The sequence below is a fragment of the Brevundimonas sp. genome, from assembly GCF_041911375.1.
Lineage (GTDB): Bacteria > Pseudomonadota > Alphaproteobacteria > Caulobacterales > Caulobacteraceae > Brevundimonas.
The window spans coordinates 73,624-92,810 of record NZ_JAYRPA010000022.1 but is presented as its reverse complement, the minus strand read 5'-3'; the positions used below and the strand labels follow the sequence as shown (position 1 = coordinate 92,810).

General features: G+C 66.0%; 28 protein-coding genes. 25 read left to right on the top strand and 3 right to left on the bottom strand.

Going from position 1 to position 19,187, the window contains the following annotated elements:
• The first annotated feature begins 20 nt into the window (after nt 1-20).
• The 11 genes from ACE3PU_RS04640 to ACE3PU_RS04590 are packed head-to-tail and all read left to right on the top strand — an operon-like array spanning nt 21 to nt 6,979.
• Nucleotides 21-152 carry a hypothetical protein gene (locus ACE3PU_RS04640; RefSeq protein ID WP_374387155.1) on the top strand — a complete coding sequence of 44 codons (132 nt, stop codon included), beginning with the start codon at nt 21-23 and terminating at the stop codon, nt 150-152.
• Nucleotides 152-1,087 carry a hypothetical protein gene (locus tag ACE3PU_RS04635; RefSeq protein WP_374387153.1) on the top strand — a complete coding sequence of 312 codons (936 nt, stop codon included), beginning with the start codon at nt 152-154 and terminating at the stop codon, nt 1,085-1,087. Before ACE3PU_RS04640 ends, ACE3PU_RS04635 begins: the two co-directional genes overlap by 1 nt.
• Nucleotides 1,081-2,709 carry a DEAD/DEAH box helicase gene (locus ACE3PU_RS04630; protein WP_374387151.1) on the top strand — a complete coding sequence of 543 codons (1,629 nt, stop codon included), beginning with the start codon at nt 1,081-1,083 and terminating at the stop codon, nt 2,707-2,709. The genes ACE3PU_RS04635 and ACE3PU_RS04630 overlap by 7 nt, the downstream gene beginning before the upstream one ends.
• Nucleotides 2,706-3,089, top strand: coding sequence for a hypothetical protein (locus tag ACE3PU_RS04625; RefSeq protein WP_374387149.1), 384 nt, complete (start codon nt 2,706-2,708; stop codon nt 3,087-3,089). Before ACE3PU_RS04630 ends, ACE3PU_RS04625 begins: the two co-directional genes overlap by 4 nt.
• Nucleotides 3,086-3,550, top strand: coding sequence for a GcrA family cell cycle regulator (locus tag ACE3PU_RS04620; RefSeq protein ID WP_374387147.1), 465 nt, complete (start codon nt 3,086-3,088; stop codon nt 3,548-3,550). The genes ACE3PU_RS04625 and ACE3PU_RS04620 overlap by 4 nt, the downstream gene beginning before the upstream one ends.
• Nucleotides 3,547-3,720 carry a hypothetical protein gene (locus ACE3PU_RS04615; RefSeq protein ID WP_374387145.1) on the top strand — a complete coding sequence of 58 codons (174 nt, stop codon included), beginning with the start codon at nt 3,547-3,549 and terminating at the stop codon, nt 3,718-3,720. The genes ACE3PU_RS04620 and ACE3PU_RS04615 overlap by 4 nt, the downstream gene beginning before the upstream one ends.
• Nucleotides 3,720-3,869 (top strand): hypothetical protein, encoded by a 150-nt coding sequence (locus ACE3PU_RS04610; protein ID WP_374387143.1) that lies wholly within the window; start codon nt 3,720-3,722, stop codon nt 3,867-3,869. The genes ACE3PU_RS04615 and ACE3PU_RS04610 overlap by 1 nt, the downstream gene beginning before the upstream one ends.
• On the top strand, nt 3,866-4,126 hold the full coding sequence (locus ACE3PU_RS04605) for a hypothetical protein (protein WP_374387141.1): 261 nt from the start codon (nt 3,866-3,868) through the stop codon (nt 4,124-4,126). The genes ACE3PU_RS04610 and ACE3PU_RS04605 overlap by 4 nt, the downstream gene beginning before the upstream one ends.
• Nucleotides 4,123-4,329: a hypothetical protein gene (locus ACE3PU_RS04600; protein ID WP_374387139.1), complete on the top strand. Its 207-nt coding sequence runs from the start codon at nt 4,123-4,125 to the stop codon at nt 4,327-4,329. Before ACE3PU_RS04605 ends, ACE3PU_RS04600 begins: the two co-directional genes overlap by 4 nt.
• Complete coding sequence (locus ACE3PU_RS04595; RefSeq protein ID WP_374387137.1) at nt 4,326-4,580, top strand: hypothetical protein; 255 nt, start codon at nt 4,326-4,328, stop codon at nt 4,578-4,580. The genes ACE3PU_RS04600 and ACE3PU_RS04595 overlap by 4 nt, the downstream gene beginning before the upstream one ends.
• Nucleotides 4,577-6,979, top strand: coding sequence for a bifunctional DNA primase/polymerase (locus ACE3PU_RS04590; protein ID WP_374387135.1), 2,403 nt, complete (start codon nt 4,577-4,579; stop codon nt 6,977-6,979). The genes ACE3PU_RS04595 and ACE3PU_RS04590 overlap by 4 nt, the downstream gene beginning before the upstream one ends.
• Here ACE3PU_RS04590 and ACE3PU_RS04585 read toward each other — a convergent pair.
• The 3 genes from ACE3PU_RS04585 to ACE3PU_RS04575 all read right to left on the bottom strand — a co-directional run bounded on the left by ACE3PU_RS04585 (nt 6,976) and on the right by ACE3PU_RS04575 (nt 7,898).
• Complete coding sequence (locus ACE3PU_RS04585) at nt 6,976-7,125, bottom strand: hypothetical protein (protein WP_374387133.1); 150 nt, start codon at nt 7,123-7,125, stop codon at nt 6,976-6,978. The two genes, ACE3PU_RS04590 and ACE3PU_RS04585, sit on opposite strands and share 4 nt — an antisense overlap.
• A gap of 69 nt (nt 7,126-7,194) precedes the next feature.
• Complete coding sequence (locus ACE3PU_RS04580; protein ID WP_374387131.1) at nt 7,195-7,455, bottom strand: hypothetical protein; 261 nt, start codon at nt 7,453-7,455, stop codon at nt 7,195-7,197.
• Nucleotides 7,452-7,898 carry a hypothetical protein gene (locus ACE3PU_RS04575; protein ID WP_374387126.1) on the bottom strand — a complete coding sequence of 149 codons (447 nt, stop codon included), beginning with the start codon at nt 7,896-7,898 and terminating at the stop codon, nt 7,452-7,454. The genes ACE3PU_RS04580 and ACE3PU_RS04575 overlap by 4 nt, the downstream gene beginning before the upstream one ends.
• Before the next feature lie 620 nt (nt 7,899-8,518).
• Here ACE3PU_RS04575 and ACE3PU_RS04570 point away from each other — a divergent pair.
• From ACE3PU_RS04570 to ACE3PU_RS04505, 14 genes are all read left to right on the top strand, one after another.
• Nucleotides 8,519-8,893 (top strand): hypothetical protein, encoded by a 375-nt coding sequence (locus tag ACE3PU_RS04570; protein ID WP_374387124.1) that lies wholly within the window; start codon nt 8,519-8,521, stop codon nt 8,891-8,893.
• On the top strand, nt 8,886-9,359 hold the full coding sequence (locus ACE3PU_RS04565) for a hypothetical protein (RefSeq protein WP_374387122.1): 474 nt from the start codon (nt 8,886-8,888) through the stop codon (nt 9,357-9,359). The genes ACE3PU_RS04570 and ACE3PU_RS04565 overlap by 8 nt, the downstream gene beginning before the upstream one ends.
• Nucleotides 9,356-9,874: a hypothetical protein gene (locus ACE3PU_RS04560; RefSeq protein ID WP_374387120.1), complete on the top strand. Its 519-nt coding sequence runs from the start codon at nt 9,356-9,358 to the stop codon at nt 9,872-9,874. The genes ACE3PU_RS04565 and ACE3PU_RS04560 overlap by 4 nt, the downstream gene beginning before the upstream one ends.
• Nucleotides 9,875-10,140: 266 nt before the next feature.
• Complete coding sequence (locus ACE3PU_RS04555; RefSeq protein ID WP_374387118.1) at nt 10,141-10,434, top strand: hypothetical protein; 294 nt, start codon at nt 10,141-10,143, stop codon at nt 10,432-10,434.
• Between the two features lie 48 nt (nt 10,435-10,482).
• Nucleotides 10,483-10,647, top strand: a complete 165-nt coding sequence (locus ACE3PU_RS04550; protein ID WP_374387116.1) for a hypothetical protein — start codon at nt 10,483-10,485, stop codon at nt 10,645-10,647.
• Nucleotides 10,644-10,790 carry a hypothetical protein gene (locus ACE3PU_RS04545; protein WP_374387114.1) on the top strand — a complete coding sequence of 49 codons (147 nt, stop codon included), beginning with the start codon at nt 10,644-10,646 and terminating at the stop codon, nt 10,788-10,790. Before ACE3PU_RS04550 ends, ACE3PU_RS04545 begins: the two co-directional genes overlap by 4 nt.
• A gap of 103 nt (nt 10,791-10,893) precedes the next feature.
• Entirely contained in the window at nt 10,894-11,139 is a 246-nt protein-coding gene (locus tag ACE3PU_RS04540; RefSeq protein ID WP_374387112.1) for a hypothetical protein, read from the top strand.
• Nucleotides 11,136-12,023: a glycoside hydrolase family 19 protein gene (locus ACE3PU_RS04535; protein ID WP_374387110.1), complete on the top strand. Its 888-nt coding sequence runs from the start codon at nt 11,136-11,138 to the stop codon at nt 12,021-12,023. Before ACE3PU_RS04540 ends, ACE3PU_RS04535 begins: the two co-directional genes overlap by 4 nt.
• The gene (locus ACE3PU_RS04530) at nt 12,020-12,316 is read left to right on the top strand and encodes a hypothetical protein (protein WP_374387108.1); all 297 of its coding nucleotides are present in this window, start codon (nt 12,020-12,022) and stop codon (nt 12,314-12,316) included. Before ACE3PU_RS04535 ends, ACE3PU_RS04530 begins: the two co-directional genes overlap by 4 nt.
• Before the next feature lie 141 nt (nt 12,317-12,457).
• The gene (locus ACE3PU_RS04525; RefSeq protein ID WP_374387105.1) at nt 12,458-13,651 is read left to right on the top strand and encodes a LysR family transcriptional regulator; all 1,194 of its coding nucleotides are present in this window, start codon (nt 12,458-12,460) and stop codon (nt 13,649-13,651) included.
• Nucleotides 13,648-14,073: a hypothetical protein gene (locus ACE3PU_RS04520; protein ID WP_374387103.1), complete on the top strand. Its 426-nt coding sequence runs from the start codon at nt 13,648-13,650 to the stop codon at nt 14,071-14,073. Before ACE3PU_RS04525 ends, ACE3PU_RS04520 begins: the two co-directional genes overlap by 4 nt.
• A 55-nt stretch (nt 14,074-14,128) precedes the next feature.
• The gene (locus ACE3PU_RS04515; RefSeq protein WP_374387101.1) at nt 14,129-14,491 is read left to right on the top strand and encodes a hypothetical protein; all 363 of its coding nucleotides are present in this window, start codon (nt 14,129-14,131) and stop codon (nt 14,489-14,491) included.
• Between the two features lie 42 nt (nt 14,492-14,533).
• On the top strand, nt 14,534-18,334 hold the full coding sequence (locus ACE3PU_RS04510) for a hypothetical protein (RefSeq protein WP_374387099.1): 3,801 nt from the start codon (nt 14,534-14,536) through the stop codon (nt 18,332-18,334).
• Between the two features lie 50 nt (nt 18,335-18,384).
• Nucleotides 18,385-19,140: an FkbM family methyltransferase gene (locus tag ACE3PU_RS04505; protein ID WP_374387097.1), complete on the top strand. Its 756-nt coding sequence runs from the start codon at nt 18,385-18,387 to the stop codon at nt 19,138-19,140.
• Nucleotides 19,141-19,187: the final 47 nt, after the last annotated feature.

Here is a 19,187-nt window from a genome sequence, read left to right as displayed (position 1 = left end):
GCCGCCGCTTTTCCGCAGTCATGACGCCAGAAGAGGCGGACGACTGGATCGCCGAACATGGCGTCGGCAGCAGCCCCACGCAGGTCTGGAACGACGCCCACGACAACCGCGACGACGAAGACGAGCGCGACCACACCGGGGAGGACGGATGATGGCCGCCCTGCCCGAGACCACCCCGCGCACGGTCGGCAACATCTATGCGGCGCTGGAAGCCCAGAACCGCACCGACCTGCATCCGCGCCTGTCGGCCTCCCAACTCGGCGGCGAATGCGACCGCCAGCTGTGGGACGCCTTTCGCTGGCTGTTCCCGCCTGAGCGCCACGACGGCCGCAAGCTGTCGATCTTCCGCACCGGCGAGGTGTGGGAAGAACGCATCGTCGACATGCTTCGCGCGGCAGGGGTCGAGGTTGACGCCGTCGATCCCGCGACCGGCGAGCAGTTTCGCATCGAGTTCGCCGGCGGTCACGCTTCCGGCCGCACGGACGGCAAGGCGCGCAACGTGCCCGAGGCGCCCAAGACCGAGCATGTGCTGGAGGTCAAGTCGCACAACGACAAGTCCTTCAAGGCCCTGCTGAAGGACGGCGTCGCCAAGGCCAAGCCCGCGCACCACGTCCAGATGCAGCTCTACATGCATCACCAGCACCTGACCCGGGCGCTGTACGTCGCGGTCAACAAGAACGACGACACGCTCTATTCGGAGCGGGTCGAGTACGACGCGACGACCGCGCTCAAGATGGTCGCGAAGGCCGAGCGCCTGGCGACGCAGGACCGGCGCCCAGACTGCACCTGCCCGCCCTACTTCCTCAAAGCCGGCTACGGCTGCGCGCCGAACGAGGGCCTGATGCCGGCGCGGAATTGCCGGACGTGCCTGCACGTGTCGTTCCATCTGGACGGCGACGCGCGCGTCTCGTGCGCCCGCCATCAGCGCGACTTGACGATCGACGAGCAGCGCGCCGGGTGCGCTCACCACCTGTTCAACCCGACCCTGGTGCCGGGCGAGCAGTACGACGCCGACGAGGCGGGCGAATGGGTGATGTACCGGCTCGCGGACGGCTCGGTCTGGAAAGACGGGGGTGTGGGATGCTGAGTCTCCGCCCCTATCAGCAGCACGCCGTCGACGCCGTTCTCAACTACTGGCGCCAGGGCGGCGGCAATCCGCTCGTCGATATGGCGACCGGGCTCGGCAAATCCGTGACGATCGCCACACTGACCCAGGATCTGCTGACGACCTATCCCGACATGCGCGCGCTCATGCTCGTCCATGTCAAGGAGCTGGTTCAGCAGAATGCCGCGGCCCTGCTGCGGCTGTGGCCCGGCGCGCCGGTCGGCATCTACGCCGCCGGTCTGGGCCGTCGCGACACGTCGCAGCGGATCATCTTCGCCTCGATCCAGTCCGTCTATAAGCGCGCGGCCGAGCTGGGCGCCTTCGATCTGGTGATGATCGACGAGGCCCATCTGGTGCCGAACGCCGGCGAGGGCATGTATCGGGCGCTGTTGTCTCGTTTGCGCGAGCAGCGGCCCGATCTGCGCGTCGTCGGCTTCACCGCCACGCCGTTCCGCATGGACAGCGGGCGGCTCGACGCCGGGGACGACCGGCTGTTCGACGAGGTCGTCTATTCCTACGGCATCGGCAAGGGCATCGACGACGGATGGCTGTCGCCGCTCGTCTCCAAGATGGGCGCGACCGAAATCGACGTGTCCGGCGTGGCCAAGCGCGGCGGTGAGTTCGTCGCGGGCGCCCTGGAAGCCGCGGCGGATGACGACGCGATCACCCAGGCGGCGGTCAGCGAGATCATGCAGTACGGCGCCACCCGGCGTTCGTGGCTGGTCTTCTGCGCCGGCGTGAAGCACGCGCACCACGTCCGCGACGAGTTCCGGCGGCAGGGCATCCACGCCGAGACGATCACCGGCGACACCGACGCGGGCAACCGCGCGCGGTTCATCGAAGACTTCCGATCGGGCCGCCTCCGGGTGCTTACGAACGCCAACGTCCTGACGACCGGCTTTGACGCACCGGGCACGGACCTGATCGCGCTGCTGCGGCCCACGCTCTCGCCCGGCCTGTTCGTGCAGATGGCGGGTCGCGGCACGCGGCTGGCGGACGGCAAGGACAACTGCCTTTTCCTCGACTTCACCGGCACGGCGCGGCGCCTCGGCCCCGTCGACACGATCACCATCGATCGGCGCGCCGGAGAGAAGAAGGCTCCTGACGCCGCCAAGGTCTCGGACATCCGCGCCAAGGAATGCCCGACCTGCAAGACGCTGGCGGCGCTGAACGCCCGCATCTGCACCTTCTGTGGTCACGAGTGGACCCTGGACCGGGCGCGTCACGAGGCCGAGGCCGACGACGTGGCGATCCTGTCGCGCGACCTGAAGCGTCAGGCGCCGGAGGAAATCGCCGTCGTCGCCTGGACCGCGCGTCGTCACCAGAAGCAGGGCAGTCCCGACAGTCTGCGCGTCTCCTATTCGGCCGGCCTGATGGCCTATCCGGAATGGGTGCTGTTCGAACATAGCGGCCCGATGCGGTTCCGCGCCGAACAGTGGTGGCGCCGTCACGGCGGGGCCGAGCCCGCGCCGGACACCGTCGAACAGGCCCTTGTGCGTTGGCCCGAGCTGACGCCCCCCGCCTTCATTCAAGTCAGGAAGAACGGCAAGTGGTTCGACATCGTCGGTCGCCGCTTCGCCGAGCCCCAGGAGCAAGCGGCATGAACCGCGTTGAACAACTCGAAATCGAGAACGAAGTCCTGCGTCAGAAGCTGAACCAACTGACCGGCGGCGTGGAATTGGAGATCCTGCGTGGAACGCTGGGCCTCTCAGGCCAAATGGCCGGCGTCCTGGCGCTGCTGCTGAAGCGCCCCTACCCCGTCAACCGCGACACCATCTACCAGCAGGTGTTCGAGCGGCCCGATGGCAGCGGCCCGATCATTAAGACGATCGCGGTGCAGATCTGCAAGCTGCGCGCGCGGCTCGCGACGGCCGGCGCGCCCGGCAACATCGTCTGCGCCTACGGGACCGAATCCTACGCTCTGACGCCGGACCTGCGCGCCTGGCTGAAGGCCATCGTCCAGCCGATGGAGATGGCGGCGTGAAAATCTGGGAACCTCAGAACCCCGCCGTCGTCGACGAACTGACTGCGATGTGGAAGGACGGAAAGAGCGCCACCGAGATCGCGGCCGTATTCGACGGCGCGACCCGAAACTCTGTGATCGGCAAAATTCATCGCCTTGGCCTCGGCCGTCCACGCCGGGCCGCTCGGGCGTCGCTGGCGAACCCACGCGTCAAGAAGCCGAGGGCGATACGAGCGCCCAAGCCGAGGCCCGTCGCTGCGCCTCGACCGGCTCCAAAGCCCGCGGTCGTCATCGACATCAGCCACGCGCGCCCCTGGATCGAACGCTCCGCGCGACAATGCGCCTACCTGCTGGACGACGACCGCGCCTGCTGCGCCGCCATCAAGCCCGGCAGCTCGTACTGCGCCGGCCACCACTCCCTGATTTATCGCCCGACCAGCAGCGCTGACGATCTGGCCCGTTCGCTGAGGAAATACGCATGACCCGCTTCAACGCCACCGTGCAGGGCGGCTTCACCAACCGCGCCGGCGAGTTCGTGCATTGGGTTCTGCCCGACCGGGCGAAGCAACCCGTGCAGGTCAAATACTGGACGCCCCTGGAAGAGGGCAAGCGCGTGGTCCTCGAGGCCGGTCAGATTGTGGGGGTGCAGTGATGCCCCGCTTCATCGTCCGCAACAATCACTTCTTCTACCGCGCCGTGTGGGTCGACCGCACGCCGCGCGGCTTCCCGCGCGTGCAGCGCAACGAAATCGGTCCCTTCGCGACGCTCGACGCCGCCTGGGCTGCGAGGTTTGGATCATGAGCGAGATGCTTGAACGTGCTGCGAGGGCGGCAAGGGCCTACATGGAGTCGGTGAACCCCGATGAACACACGGGCGACGAACTGACCCTCGGCGTAGCCCGCGCCGTGCTGATGGCCGTGCGGGGATTGCCTGAGGAAGAGGCTGTGGTGTTTGTTGGGCGTGATGCTGCGGATGCGTCTGGGTTCGACGGTTCTCGCAAGTACGGCGCGGCCTTCACCGCCATGATCGACGCCATCCTGAACGGGGGCGATCAATGACCCCCTACCTGACCCGCGACGACGTGCGCCGCGCCGGTGACATCGCCGGCGCCTACCTGGACAGCCTCAAAAAGACCGATCTCGCCGCCCTTTCCGCCGACGAATACCTGACCTTCTGCCTGACCCTCGTCAACGAGGCCAACAAGGCGGCCGGAGACCGGATCGTGGCGGCCTGGACCGTGCCTGTGGGGGCGGAGGGATGATTCATCCGTGGACCCGCATCACAGTCGAGGAACACCTAGCAGCGAAAGCTCGACTGGAATCGAACACCTATCGCACGATCTGGATCGGCGGCGAGCCGTTCAAGATGATCATGGGTATGGTCGACATTGACGACTACACCCGCCGCGACGGACACGTCGTCGTCATGTGGTTTGCCGGCAGCCAACCACGCGATCGCTTTGGGTGGCCCGAGGGGCACGAGCAAAGCCCAGCGAGGCTGTACGACGCATGAGCCCATTCTCCATCGCACACGAGCAGCTGGCGCCGCTCGGCTATCACCTCCTGCCCGTCATCCCGCATGACGCGCCCCACGGCGGCAAGGGCAAGTCCCCCGGCTCCTATCGCGGCGGCTGGCAGGGCATGTCGAAATGGCAGCGCTATCGCGACGAGACCCTGTCGGGCTTCCTGCTGACCCAGGCCCTGCAATGGCCGGACGCCAATGCGGGTCTGGTCTGCGGCTCTCAGGTCGGCAAGGATCTGCACGTCGTGGTTCTCGACTTCGACGCCGTCGATCCGGATGCGCTCGACGCGCTGCTGTCGGTCGCGCCTGCGTCACCCATGGTCAAGCGCGGCGCCAAGGGCGAAAGCCGGTTCTATCTCGCGCCCAAGGGGCTGAAGACGCGGTCGTATGACGGGCCGGAGGGCCGCCTGCTTGACGTGCTGACCGGCTTCGACACGCGCCAGACGGTGGTTCCACCCAGCATCCACCCCGACACGCACCAGCCTTATGCCTGGCTGCGCGGCCCGGTGCCGGCCGCAGACCTGCCGGTTCTGACTGAGGACGACATCGCGGCGCTCGAGGAGGCTCTGGAGCAATGCGGCTGGGATCGCGAGCGGCGGGGCGTTGCTTCCGATCGGCCTCGCAAGCCCGCGCCGGTCGACATCAACCCCGACGACATCTGGTCCGAGACCAAGGCCGCGGCGCTCTCCAACCTGGACGCCTGGGTTCCGGCGCTTGGCCTCTACGGCTGTCGTCCTGCACGCGGCGGTTACGAAGCCGTGGCGACGTGGCGAGCGTCCTCGACCGGGCGGCCGATCCCGGAGCGCAAGCTGAACCTGTCGATCCAGCGCGACGGGATCAAGGACTTCGGGACGAACGACACCTATTCAGCGATCGATCTCGTCATGGTCGCGCGCGACTGCGATCAGGCCGAGGCGACCGACTGGCTGCGTGAGCGGCTGGGACTGAAGGGCGACGGCGGCGTGGTGATCGCGTTGGCCGAGGTCGGATTTCCGACCTCGGACCCATACCACGACCTGCCCGAGCCGCTGCGTCCGAAAGCCTCGGCGCCGAAAATGCGGGAAAATCTCGCAATAGAGCCGCAACCCCCCGCCACGCCTGCGTTTGAGGTCGGCGCCGAACCTGGACCTGCAGATTCAACAGGTCCAGACTCCGAACTTCCGGACCACCTGACGCGCGTCCCCGGGCTCGTCGGGGAGATCACGGACTGGATCGCGGATTCGGCGCGCAAGCCTCAGCGCGGCGGCGCTCTGCTGGCGGCCCTGGAGCTGGTCGGCACGGCGGCGGGTCGCAAGTTCGCCGGCCCGACGCTGACCGGAACGCACCTCTACGGCCTGTTCCTGGCGCCGTCCGGTGCGGCGAAGGACCATCCGCTGAAGTGCATCGGCCGGGTGCTCCACGCCTGCACCATGGGGCACCACTACGGCCCGGGCGGCTTCATGTCCCTGTCCGCAGTCATCAACCGGCTGACGCGCCAGCCGCTGACGCTGACCTGCATCGACGAGTTCGGGGCCTTCCTCGGGCGGATCAACGGTCGCAAGGCCTCAACGCACGAGAAGGCGATCACCGGCATCCTGCGTTCTGCGTGGGGGTCCAGCTTCGACACCATGGCCATGCCGGAATGGGCGGGTCGCGTCGGCGATCCGGTGCATGCGCCGGCGCTCAGCCTCTACGGCGTGTCGACGCACGAAGAGTTCTTCGAAAACCTGGAAGGCGGCGACGTTTTCAACGGCTTCCTGAACCGCTTCCTGATCGTCTCGACGCAGCAGCGTGTCGAGGAGCGCGAGCCGCTGGCGGACAAGATGGCGGTTCCGGCGGGCGTCATCGACGCCATGCTGGCGGTCTATGAGGCCGGCAATCCGCTGACGCGGGCTACGTCTCATTCGTCGATCGCCGATGCGCCGATGATCGTCGTCCCCTGGGAGGATGGGCCGGGGAGCCACGCGCACCGCGCCTACATGGCCCTGTCCGAGAAGATCGGGCGCATGGAGCAGGATCAGGTGTTCTTCACCCGCACGGCCGAGATGGCGCAGCGCCTGGCGGTCATCCGGGCTATCGGGATCAATCCGAAGGCGCCTCGGGTCACGCTGGAGGACATGGACTGGGGCGCCGAGCTGGCGATGTGGTCCGCTCGCCAGGTGCTGGAGATGGCCGGCAGCTACATGGCCGAGACCCAGCACCAGGGCGAGGCGCAGCGGGTTATGCGGGTCCTGAGGCGTCGCGAATGGATGCCTTACAGGGCGGTGGCGCAGGCCATGAAGAACCGGATCCGCGCGAAAGACCTCAAGGACGTGCTGGACGGGCTGGTGGACAGCGGCGCGGTCGAGATCGAGGAACGGACGCCTGAGGCAGGCGGTCACAAGGTCAAGTGGTACCGGCGGGGCGGCTAACCCATCGCCCAGCCGACGACCGCGACAACCAGCAAGGTCGCGAGAACCACCACGCCGACCACATAGGGACGGAGCATGCGGGCGCGGGCCTGCATCTCCTTCACCTCGCGGGCGTCGCCGTATCGGGGCTCGTCGTTCAGGCGCATAGCTCCAAGATGCACGAAAAAGGGGCCGGCGTGAAGCCGACCCCATTCTGCGTCGTCAGTCCGGGCTAATCAGCCGCCCTTGATCGCCCTTGCCAACGTTGAGCACTGCCCGGCCCTGTTCTCCAGGTGCTGGGCCAGCTCGAGCATGGCGCCCGGTGCGATCCGGTATTCCTCGCCCTTCTCGGCTGCGGCCTTGATGCGCTGGACGGTGCGGTTCTGGCCCTTGTCGTCCACCGGCCAGCCCAGCAGTTCGGCAGTGGGCTGTTGCCAGCGTTCCCCGAAGAGAGCGCGGCCGGCGTCGGCGAAGAGCTGGGCGTTGGTGTGGGTCATCGGGCGGGCTCCTTGGGGCCGATCACGTCGTCCAGCCTCGACTGAAAACGCCAGCCGTGCCAGTCGGGGTTTTTAGGCATGTCCACGCGCCAGAAGGCAAGAGGCCCCTCCACGGCCGTCAGCACAGCATCAAACGACCCGCCCATGCCGCTTTTGACGACGTAAACATTGCCGACCTGCAGTCGGTCGCCAATGGCGTCGTGCTCTCCCCACTTTCCCAGCTTGGCGGTCGCAGGATCGAACCATGCGAACTCACCGCCGAACACGCCCAAGTGCGGCTGATCCTCATAGACCCACTGAGGGACGATCCCAAAAGAACGCGGGCCGGAGCCGTGCTGGCGAACATCATTGCGGACCCAGCGGCGTCCGGCGCCAACCTCAACGGGACCATGAGCATTCGCCACGGCTTGAGCCTGGTCGCGGGTTCCAATCTGATAGGTCATTGTCGGTCTCTCCGATGTGACGCCCGAACCATTCCGGGCGTTGAGCCTGATCGCTCAATAGGCGGGCCGCGACATGCACGGCCGGCCGATGAGGGGTCAGCGCTTGTCCGTGATCGTCAGCAGGGCGACGGCCGCGGCAGGAATGATGACGGTGATCAGAATGGCGGTGAACATCTCGGTCTCTCCGATCATCAGGCCGAACCATTCCGGCCCTCGATGACGTAGTTCTACGACAGTCGTAATTCTACGTCAATACCCCATCTGAACACCCCTTCTCAACGGCTAACAAACTACTAAGGCGAGTGGGATGAAGTCATCCCCACTCGACATCCCCACTCGATCGAAACAGGTCGAGCGAGGACTCGAGTGGGATGGTTAAAATCCCACTCGGTTTCCCTTATATATCAATAGAATATACCCTAAAAATCGATCGAGTGGGATAGGGGGGGGTATGCATATTTCATATCGATAGTCGATATAGGGTAGATATAGGGGGGGGTCATCCTCACTCGCTCGATTTCGAGCCTGTTTCCTTTGCACTTCCTTAGCCATCGTCCCGCACCTTCATTCCCAGGTTTTGGCGAACCTCATCACCGCGTCGGCTCCGCTCAGGAGCTGATATGCAACCGATCATAGTGACCAGCGAGGCGGACACCGTTCGCATCCTGGCGGAGCGCCGTAAGGCGTTGGGACTGACCGTCCTCGAACTAGACGCCAAGGCCGGCTTCCAGGAGCAGTATTCCGGAAAGCTGGAGCACCCCGAACAGCATTGGGGCCGTGGCTCCATCTCCATCAGCGGCATGGCCGAGATCTGGCTCGAGGCTCTCGGAATGCGCCTCGTGCTCATGACCGAAGAGGACGCCGAGCGGATCGGAGCCGTCGTCCCGCCTCGCAAGCCACGCTCCAAAGCAGAACCCAAGCGACCGATCGGACGGCCCGTCGTCTTCCAGCGTCGCTACGTCCGTCCCGTCATCGGAGCCTCCGCCCATGCCTAAGCCCCTCGCCCTCCCCAACGTCACGCCCGACGCCATCGCTATCGAGGCCTACCGCCTCTTCGGCGCTGACCTCGAGTTCAAGGCCGAACAGCTCCGGTTCGAGCAGACCAAGCGCGAAGTCGCCGAGAACGGCGTCGATCCGCAGGAACTGCTCGCACTCCTCCGCGAAGCGTCCGCCGACCAGACCGACCGCCTCATCCGCGAGCGGACTCGCGCCCAGTACGCCGATATCCTCCGATCGCCCGTCCGCTACGGAGCCGGCTACGGCGACCTGCTGGAAGAGGAACCCGCGCCGGAGACGGAAGGCGAACGAACCGCTCGGATCCAGGATGAGGGCTTCTGGGCCTTTATCACGCATCAGCCGACAACCGCATGCCCGTATGAGCCGCTCAAAGACGACGCCGACTGGGAAGCGTGGATGTCCGGCTTCCACCGCGCTCGCGAGCTGATCGGGGTGAGCGATTGACTACCGAACTCACCGACAGGGATGGCGAAGTCGTCCGCAAGGGCCGCATAAGCCCCGCGCTACGCACCGCTATCACCCTCATCATTCATGAGGGCCTGACAGTTCGCGAGGCCGCTATAAGGGCAGGTTATCAATACGAGAGCCTGCAAAAGGCTTTGCTTAAACCGCACGTCCGGGCGTTCAGGGCAGATGTCAAACGCGCATGGCTCGACTCTCAAACAGAGCGAGCCTGGATCGTCGCGGCCCAGCTGCAGATGCAGAGCGCCTCCGATGACGTGCGCTTGAAGGCGGCCAAGGTCTTCATCGAGGCGGACAAGGAGGCGTCGTCGAAGATGCCGGCCGAGGTCCGTCAGACCGTCCAGATCGTCACGAACAACGTCAACATGGGCGTGCAGCCGACGCACAATCAGCTGTCAGGCGTCATAGAAGCTGAGCCTTTTCATCCACTTCCGCCCCGAACGTCAGACTGTCTGCCAGTCAGACGGGCTGAATCCGAGGACGATGAGGATGAATAGCCCCCTAGTGGCCCCGGCTGAAGCGGCATCGATTGCTGGCCACGCATCGCTGAACGGCATCCGGTCGGCCGCCCTCGGATCGGGGCGTAATTCCGCGCCAGGCCGGGGTGCCGGGGGCGGGGTAAAATCGCGGGGCCGCGGCTCCGTTGGGGTGTCCCGCCGCTATTTTTCCCGCCCCAGACCCCTTTCTGAGAATTTTTCGCAACAACCGAAACCCTCGCATGCCGACTGCGTGGGTGGGGCCAATCGTCGGCTGGAGAAGTGAGATGTACCCTTCCACCACCTATTACTCGCCTGCTGAAACCCCCGACCAGCCTGTCCTCGATCGCATCGCCGATCGGGTGCGTGGGTTGGTCAACATCCTGGCGAACGCGAACGACAGCCACGACCTCACGGTGTCCCGCCTGTTCACGGATGGATCGAAGCCTGCCAGCGGCAACCTCGCTGCCGTCCCGCCGCAGATGCCGGGCGCGGTCGGCGCCGTTCACGCCGCGCTGGATGCCCTTGAGGCCGAGGTGAGCCGCGCTTCCGGCTTCGCCGGCGACTTCTCGCGTCTCTGAAACCCGATGGCCCCGTCGAGAGGCGGGGCCGCAACTGGAGAAACTGTCATGATGCGATCGATTGGGCGTTTTGTCGTGGCCTGGGCCGGCGCCGCCGCTCTCGTCACGGTCGGCGCGTGTGACGACCTGCCGTGGTGGGGAGGCGCGGGACTCGTGTTTGTGGGGCTGATGCTGCTGCGCTGGTGGGCACAAGATGAGTTGAAGTCGTCATGACCCGCCCCACTGTCCGCCCCGGCGTCCCGGCGAAGCTGCCGGCGCAGGCCAACGACGAGGTTCGTCGGCTGTCCCGCACGATCAAGCAGGTCCGGGACATGCTGGCGTCGGAGCCGCAGCCGCCTGAGGAGCCGAAGACGTGAGGGCGTGCGTTGAGGCTGCAGGGGCGTGCTGGCGTGGTGCGGGCATGAAGCGCACGAACACGACCGTGATTGAGGCCGATAGCGGCCTTGGGCTCACCGCCTGATGGCCCGCGCGCCCTCCATGGCCGGCTTGCAGCGCGAGGTTGATCGCGTCGACGCCAAGGTGAACCTGCACGAGGCGGAGTGCGCGCTGCGGTATCAGCAGATCAATGAGAAGCTGGACGGGTTCAAGGAGACGCTGGACAGCAATCATCGCCGCTCGGGCCGGGTCGAGCTTGCCGCCTGGAGCCTGCTGGTCGCGATCATCATGCTGCTGCTGGGCGTGATGGCGAAGGGAGGGCTGGCGTGACTCTCCATCTCGACACCCTTTTCGCCTACCTACGCCGCGCGCCGTTCGGCGGGCGCCTGACCAAGCTGCAGGTCGAGGGCGTAGAGCGCCTGATCGGCGCTTGGGATCGTCACGGCAGCAAGGACGATCGGCAGCTGGCCTATCTGCTGGCGACGATCTTCCACGAGACAGGCGGCCGGATGCAGCCAGTCCGAGAGACGTTCGCCACAAGCGACGCTCAGGCCATTCGCCGCCTGGATGCCGCGATGGCCGCCGGGCGCCTGCGTCAGGTTTCGAAGCCCTACTGGCGCGACGGCTGGTTCGGCCGCGGCGACGTGCAGACGACCCATGAGCGCAACTACCGCAAGGTCGGCGAGGCCATCGGCGTCGATTTGGTCGCTGATCCCGGCAAGCTGCTGAACCCCGATGTCAGCGCCAAGGCCGCCATCGTCGGGATGCTGCAGGGCGTCTTCGTCCCCGGACACGACCTGGATCGCTATTTCAACCCGGATCGCGAGGATCCGGAGGGCGCGCGCCGGATCATCAACGGCACGGACAAGGCGAGCCTGATCGCCGGATACTACCGCAACTTCCTGGACTCGATCCAGGCGGCGCGGAAGGAGGCGATGCGTTCAGCGCAGGTCGTCCTGCCAGACTCCAATCCGGTCTCGCCTGCTGTTGTCGCGGCGGCCAAGCCGGACGGCGCGGACCTGAAGAAAGACACCACGGCCATCGGCGGCGCGCTCGCCGGTCTCGGCGGAATCGGGGGCGCGGCCGCGATCCTCAAGCCGGTGCTGGAGGGCGTGCAGTCGCCCTGGGCGCTCGCCGCCTTTGTCGTCGTGCTGATCGCTGCCGGCCTGGTTCTGACTGGGCGCGTCCAGCTCAAGGCAAGGGGGGGCGTGTGACCGCCCTCCTCGACCATGCCGCGTTCATCGCCGGCGCCATAGCCGCCATCGGCCTGCTCTACCTGAGCTTCCGCCTGTTCGGAACCAAGGGGCTGCTGGCGGCCATCGGCGCCCTGTTTCTGCTGCTGATCTATCGAAAGGGCCGCGAAGACGGCTCGGACACATTCATCGAGAAGGAGCGTTCCGATGCGGACGACGCCGTTCGAAAAGCGGATGCGGCGCGCATTGACGCTGGGGTGCGCGATGCTGACCCTGAGCGCCTGCGCGAGTCTGACGGGTTCCGGCGCGACTGAACCGCCGAAGCCTGAGCCCGGCGCCGACACCTTCTGTCGGATCGCCAAGCCGATCACCTGGTCCAGCCGCGACACGGACCAGACGATCCGGGAGGTGAAGGCGCACAACAGCACGGGCATCGCCCTGTGCGGGTGGTCGGCGTGACCCTGAAATTCGTTCCGGTCGATACGCCGGAGATCGACGAGGGCCTGGCGCGGTACGCCACGCCCGTGCAGTTGCGATACCTGCAGGCTGTGGCCAAGCACGGGTCGGGCCGCAAGGCCGCCGCGGCGCTCGGCGTCGCGAACAACGCCGTCAACGAGGCGATCGCCCGCCTGAAGGCCAAGGCCGCCGCGCAGGGCTGGGCGCCGGAATACGATCTGAAGCACCGCGTCCCTGAGCCCTTCGTCGCCAAGGGCCACTCGACGCTCTACGGCGCGGACGGCGAGGTGAAGCTGCAATGGGTCAAGACGAAGATCGATGACGATCGGCGTCTCGAACTGATCCGGGAAGCGGTCGCGGCTCTGGTCGAGGACGTGCGCCCGGCCGAACCCATGCCGGCGCCGACGCAGACCGCCGACCATCTGTGCAACCTCTACACCCTGACGGACGCCCACGTCGGAATGCTGGCCTGGCGCAAGGAGGGCGGCGCGGATTGGGACCTGACGATCGCGGAGGAAACGCTGACGCGCTGCTTCGCCCAGATGGTCCAGAGCGCGCCGGACGCCACGACCTGCGTCGTGAACCAGCTCGGCGACTGGCTGCACAGCGACGGCCTGCTGCCGGTGACGCCCACCTCGGGCCACGTGCTGGACCAGGACGGGCGGTTCTCCAAGATGGTCGGCGCCGCGATCCGCATCCTGCGCCGCGTGATAGACATGGCGCTGTCGAAGCACCAGACGGTGTTCGTCGTCATGGCCGAGGGCAATCACGACCTGGCCTCGTCCGTCTGGCTGCGCATGATGTTTTCGGCGCTGTACGAGAACGAGCCGCGCGTGAAGGTCGTGGATTCGGAACTGCCGTACTACGTCCACAAGCATGGCGACGTCATGCTGGCCTTCCACCACGGGCACCTGAAGAAGAACGCCGATCTGCCGCTGCTGTTCGCCGCGCAATATCCGCGGATCTGGGGCGCGACCAGCAAGCGATATGCCCACACGGGTCACAGACATCACGAGGAGGTCAAGGAGCACAGCGGGATGAAGGTCGTCCAGCACTCGACCCTGGCGGCGCGCGACGCCTACGCGGCCCGGGGCGGCTGGATGTCGGAGCGCCAGGCCACCGCCTACACCTATCACGCGCGGTGGGGTCAGGTCGGCAGCGTCACGGTCACGCCGGAGATGATCGCGCTGTGACCACGATCGCCTATCGCGACGGCGTGCTGGCGGCGGATACGCTGGCGACCTGGGGCGATTCCAGGGATGGCCGCATCAGCAAGATTGTGAAGCGCGGTCCGATCCTGGCATGCGCCGGCGGCGCCGTCGCTGGCGGCCAGCGCTTCCTCGACTGGGTCCGTACCGGCATGCAGGGCGACCCGCCAGAAAGCACTACCGGAGACGGCGAGTGGTACGGTTACATCATCACGCCCGACGATCAGTTTTGCCTTTGGGGGCCGCGTGGCTGGGAACGGTGTCGAGGTGAGACCCTGACGCTCGGATCCGGCTCCGAGTACGCCAAGGGTGCGATGAGCATGGGCGCGGACGCGGTGCGCGCGGTCGAGGTCGCTATTCTCCATGACACCAAGAGCGGCGGCCCGATCGAGGTGTTGCGGAGGTAGCCGTGCGTTGAGGCCGACCGCCTCCTGACCCGACCCTTCCCATCAGGAGGGGCGCATGCTCAAACCCGCACTGTTCGCCGTATTGCTCGCCATGGCCGGCCCCTCCGCTGCCTTGGGCGAGCTGCCGTACTATCCGGCGCCCTCGCCCGACATCGTCGACGCCGCGCCGCCTGAGTATTGGTCGCCGCCTGACGCGCCGGCGGTGATCCTGTTCGGATCGCCCGCCGAGGTCGACACGGTTTGCCGCACCGGCGCGACCGTGCCGGAGGGCTACGTGATCCTGGCCTGCACGTCCGACACCCGCCGGGTGATGCTGATGCCGAACCCGTGCCTGTATCAGCACGAGTATTACGCCAAGCTGATGTGTCACGAGCAGGCGCACCTGGGCCGCGGCGGGCTGTCGGGGTGGAAGCACTAAGCGTGCGTTGAGGCGCATCGCCTCCCCCGGCTCCATGCCGCAATGCCCCTGCCCGATTTCAAGGTCGCCGTTGTCGACGAGGTCGCCTCGCCGAGGCCCGATTATCGGGTCGCCGTCGTGGCTGAAGATGCTGGTCCGCGACCGGCGTTCACCATGGAAGAACAGGAAGACGGCGTCCTGCCCGACTATCGGGTGGCGATCGTCGACGAGAACGCCGTCCCCCTTCCCGACTTTCGGGTGACGGGCTTGACCGGCGGTCCAACGCCGCCGACCGGCGAGCCGCGTCTTGCTGAGATAACCCAGGCTTATGGAGCGCGCACGATCGCGCCACCTCAGACTTATTACGACCGCCGCGCGCTGAAGTCGCAGGACGTCAACATCACCTTCCCGTCCTTCACGCATGTCGCGACGAAGAGCGGGCTGTGGTCCGATCCGACCGTCTGGAGCGCGGGAACTGTTCCCGGCAACGACGCAGTCGTGGATGTCGGCAACTACACCGTGACCTATGATGTCTCCAGCGATGCGCGCATCTGGGGCATCCGGGTCGGAGGGAGCGGAACCTTCCAGCGCTCCACGTCGGTTGAGACCCGCTTGGTCGTCTATACGGTCCTGAACTACGGCGCCGACTTCTGGGAAGACACCCAGCCGTCAGCGACGACGGGCAAGGCGCGCCACGAACTGCTGTTCTGGTTCCCGGAGAGCCCCGGCGCCACGGCGAAGGGCGGGTATATCTGCGCGGGCGCAACCCGCTGGAGGGGGCAGAAGAAGTCCCGACGCCTGACAATGGCCGATGCGGCGGCCGGCGCGACGACCCTGACCCTGGACCGTGTGCCGGAGAACTGGCGCGTCGGGGACAGCATCCTGATCGGGGCCATGACAACCCCGGCCCGCGCGGCCTCAGATGCGCAATACACCGGCCCGACGAGCGCCTATCTGCCGATCAACAACAGCTTCGGCGTTCGGACGAACAGCTACGGCTATGCGCAGAGCCATGACGAGGTCCGCACCATCGCGGCCATCGACGGCGCGACGATCACGCTGAACGCCGCCCTGACGAACAACCACCTCGCCTATGAGGACGAGGTTCCGCTGCCCCCGACCGGCTTTGCCAGCGGGGTGCCCGCTTCGACCACAATCACGCTCAAGCCGTTTGTGGTGATGCTGTCCAGCAATCTCATGATGCGGACGCTGGGCGGGGAAGCTGGCGATACGACCATCTGGTCCGGCGCGGACCTGGCGAACACCCAGAAGCGCGCGCACGTCCTGTTCTCGGAAGTCGAAGGCGGCGATGTTCGCTATGTCGAGCTGCGAGACATGGGGCGGACGGACCTGAACCCGACCCTGACCGGCCCTGACGGCTTCCAGGTGCGGGCCACCAGCGGCGGGACGATCCTGTCGGTCTCGATCAACGTCAACGAGCGCTACGCCTTCCAGGTGCGGGGCAACCCGCCGCACTTCTCGGGCCAGCCCTTCATCGCGGAGGGCGTGTCGGTCTGGGCCAAGACCGCGCAAGTCCCCTGCCCCGGCAAGGGTATCGTCATGAACGACGCGCGGGTCCATATCGAGGACTGCGTCGTCTATAACGTCCGAGGCTCCTGCTATGCGAGCGAGACCGGCGACGAAATCGGTCAGGTCATCCGCAGCACCGCTTCCTGGGCGCGGGGGGATGGTTTCGCGCGGGATTGGGGCGACCGCCATGAACTGATCCAGGGCCACAACGGGCACTCGGGCAACGGCTTCGACATGCAGGCCCGTCAGGTGCTCCTGCACGGCAACATCGTCACCTCGTGCAGCCACGCCTACCCCTATCACCAGCAGACCACGGGCGCGGACAGCGGCACCGGCGGCTCCCTGCCGCAGGCTTTCCTGGAGAAGATGCCGCGCGACGTGGACTTGCGGTTCTTCGACCCGATCACCCAAGGCGGCGACGGCGGTATCTGGGTAAATGCGCTGGACTACTATGGTCCGCGCCAGCCTCAGATCCCGGACTTCGTCGGCAACCGCGCCTACGGCTGCGATGTCGGCATGTACGTCGCGCACCGTGGCCCGGATCGGCAGGATTCGACGCCGATGATCTCGCGCGGCTTCCACTGCCTGAAGGTGCGCCGTCCGGTCCAGTTGCTGAACTACACGAACACCTATTACTGGTATGACAGCCTTTGGGTCGGGCAGAGCACCGCGGCCGGCAACGTGGGCGCCCTGTTCGGCAACGTCATGTGGCGGATGATGCTCGTCAACATGAAGCTGAAGGACTTCGCGGTCGGGGTCCAGGATGCGGGCCTGCTGACGAACTACGACGGCTTCTTCATCCACGTGGAGATGGAAAACGTCACCACGCCGTTCCAGAACGACTACCAGAACCTCAGCCAGGCGGCGGCGACGCACCCGGCGAATGGCGTCATGGGGCCATGGACCATCGATGGCAGCAACCCGAACCGCGCCATCGTGCGGACCTGGGCTTCGATCACGGACGCGGACCTCCCCCAGCCCTATCCGCTGGCGCCGTTCGGCCTGCATCTGGACGGAAGCCATCCCGCCGTGGACGTGGGAGACACGCCGTATTTCGTGCTCGACGGGTCGTCCGACACGACGATGGCGATGGGCAATACCCGCAACCAGATCACCATCGTCGGTGTGATCCGGGACAGCGTCGGGGATCGGCGTCTGGGGGACTGGCAGTCGAACGAAAACGCGCTCGACAACATGTCGGTCAAGGGGCCTCGCCGGTCCTACAACATGACCGCCGAACAGTGCATCGTGCGCAACGGCTGCTGGAATGACGCCGGGACGTGGAAGTCGCGCTGCTGGTTCACCGATGCCGATCGGCGCACCGGCGCGTATTTCCACTACTACATCGACATGACGATCACGGGCGTGACGGCCGGCCATGCGGCGTTCATGGCGGCGAACACCGTCGATCCGAACGTGGCCCCGCCCTTCCCGACCTTCCCGGAAGTGATCCAGCCGCCGCGTCCCTATGTGGCGGACACGACGGCCCCGACCATCACGTCTCCAACGACGGCCAGCGTCCGTGAAAACAGCAAGCTCGCCCTGCCCTTGAAGTGCAACGAGGTGCGTCCGACGTGGACGATCACGGGCGGCGCGGATGCGGCTCGCTTCGAGATCGCGCTCGTCAATGCGCAACCCACGTTGCGGTGGTTGGGCGATGGAACGCAAGACTTCGAAGCGCCGACCGATGCCGGAGCGAACAATGTCTATGACGTGACGGTCTCGGTTGCTGATCCTCGCGGCAATACGTCGTCTGCGCCGCATGTCATCACCGTGACCGACGAGTTCGACGCCGTAGTTTCGCCGTTCACCGACAACTTCAACCGGGCCGATCAGTTTCTTGACGCCAGCACCTTCTACTCGTTCGCTGGCGGCGATCCGAACGGGCTTGGCGTCGCGTCGAGCGTCCTGCGGTCCTATGGCACTTCGGCGGCCTTCCGGTCGGGCTATTTCTGCCCGAGGCCGGGAAGCAACAATCACTATATCCAGGCGAAGAAAAAGACCGGCTTCGGCGGCACCTTCCTGTGCGTGTCGATGACCGATCACCAGAACTGGATCGGTGTCCTGTCTAACAACGGTTCCAGCCTTCGCCTGACGAAGTGCATCGGTGGTGTTCAGACGCTAATTCAGAACATCGCTGTAACCTTCACCACAGACCACGTGCTGCGGATCGAGATCAGCGGCGGTGTGGTGACGGTGCTCAACAACGGCGTCTCGGTCTATTCCGCCACGCCGGCCGGTCCTCTCCCGCCCGTTTCCAATCGGGTCGGCCTGCTGGCGACGGACAACGCCCGCACGTCGGAATACGACGACCTCCAATGCGGAGCCCTTTAAGCTCAGCTTAACCTCTTGTGCACAGTCCGGGGTTGAGGCAGAATTCGTTCATGCCGATGCCCCGCGTGCTCAAGGACACCTTCATCGACACCGGCCTGTACGGTGCGGCGCGGCGGTTCAGACGACGGATGACACCCGCCGCCCACGCCCGGTTTCTGGCTGAGGTTGCGTTCTACGCCGAGTTCATCAAGCCCGGCGATCTGGTGTTCGATGTCGGCGCCAATATCGGCGCGAAGACGGAGGTGTTCCGCAAGATCGGCGCACAGGTCGTGGCGTTCGAACCGCAACCGGCCTGTCGTCGGGAAATGATTGCTCGGTGCGGGCCGGCAGGGATCACGCTGGTTCCGGCCGCCGTTGGATCTGAACCGGGCCGGGCGTCGCTGTTTCTGAACGACAACAGCGGCATGGCGTCGCTGAACCCTGAATGGTTCGCGGAAGGGCGGGCCGGATCGATCGACGTGCCGGTGACGACGCTGGACGCGGAGATCAAGGCGCACGGCCTGCCGACGTTCTGCAAGATCGACGTCGAGGGCTTCGAGCTTGAGGTGCTGAAGGGGCTGAGCCACAGAATCCCACTGTTCAGCCTGGAATACCATCTGGATGCCGATCAGGTGGCGAACACCTTCGCCTGCCTCGACCTATTGAAGCGGTTCGGGCCGCTCTCCATCAACATCACCTTCGCCGAGGAACCGGGCTTCGTCTGGTCCGAATGGCTGACCCTGGACCAGTTCAGGTCCGACTTCCCGTCCAAGGCTCCGCGCACAGAAGCCTTCGACTACGGGGACATCTTCATCCGCATAGGCTGAAGGGCGCATTAGCCGCCGTGCGTTGAGCGAAACCGCCCCGCGATCAC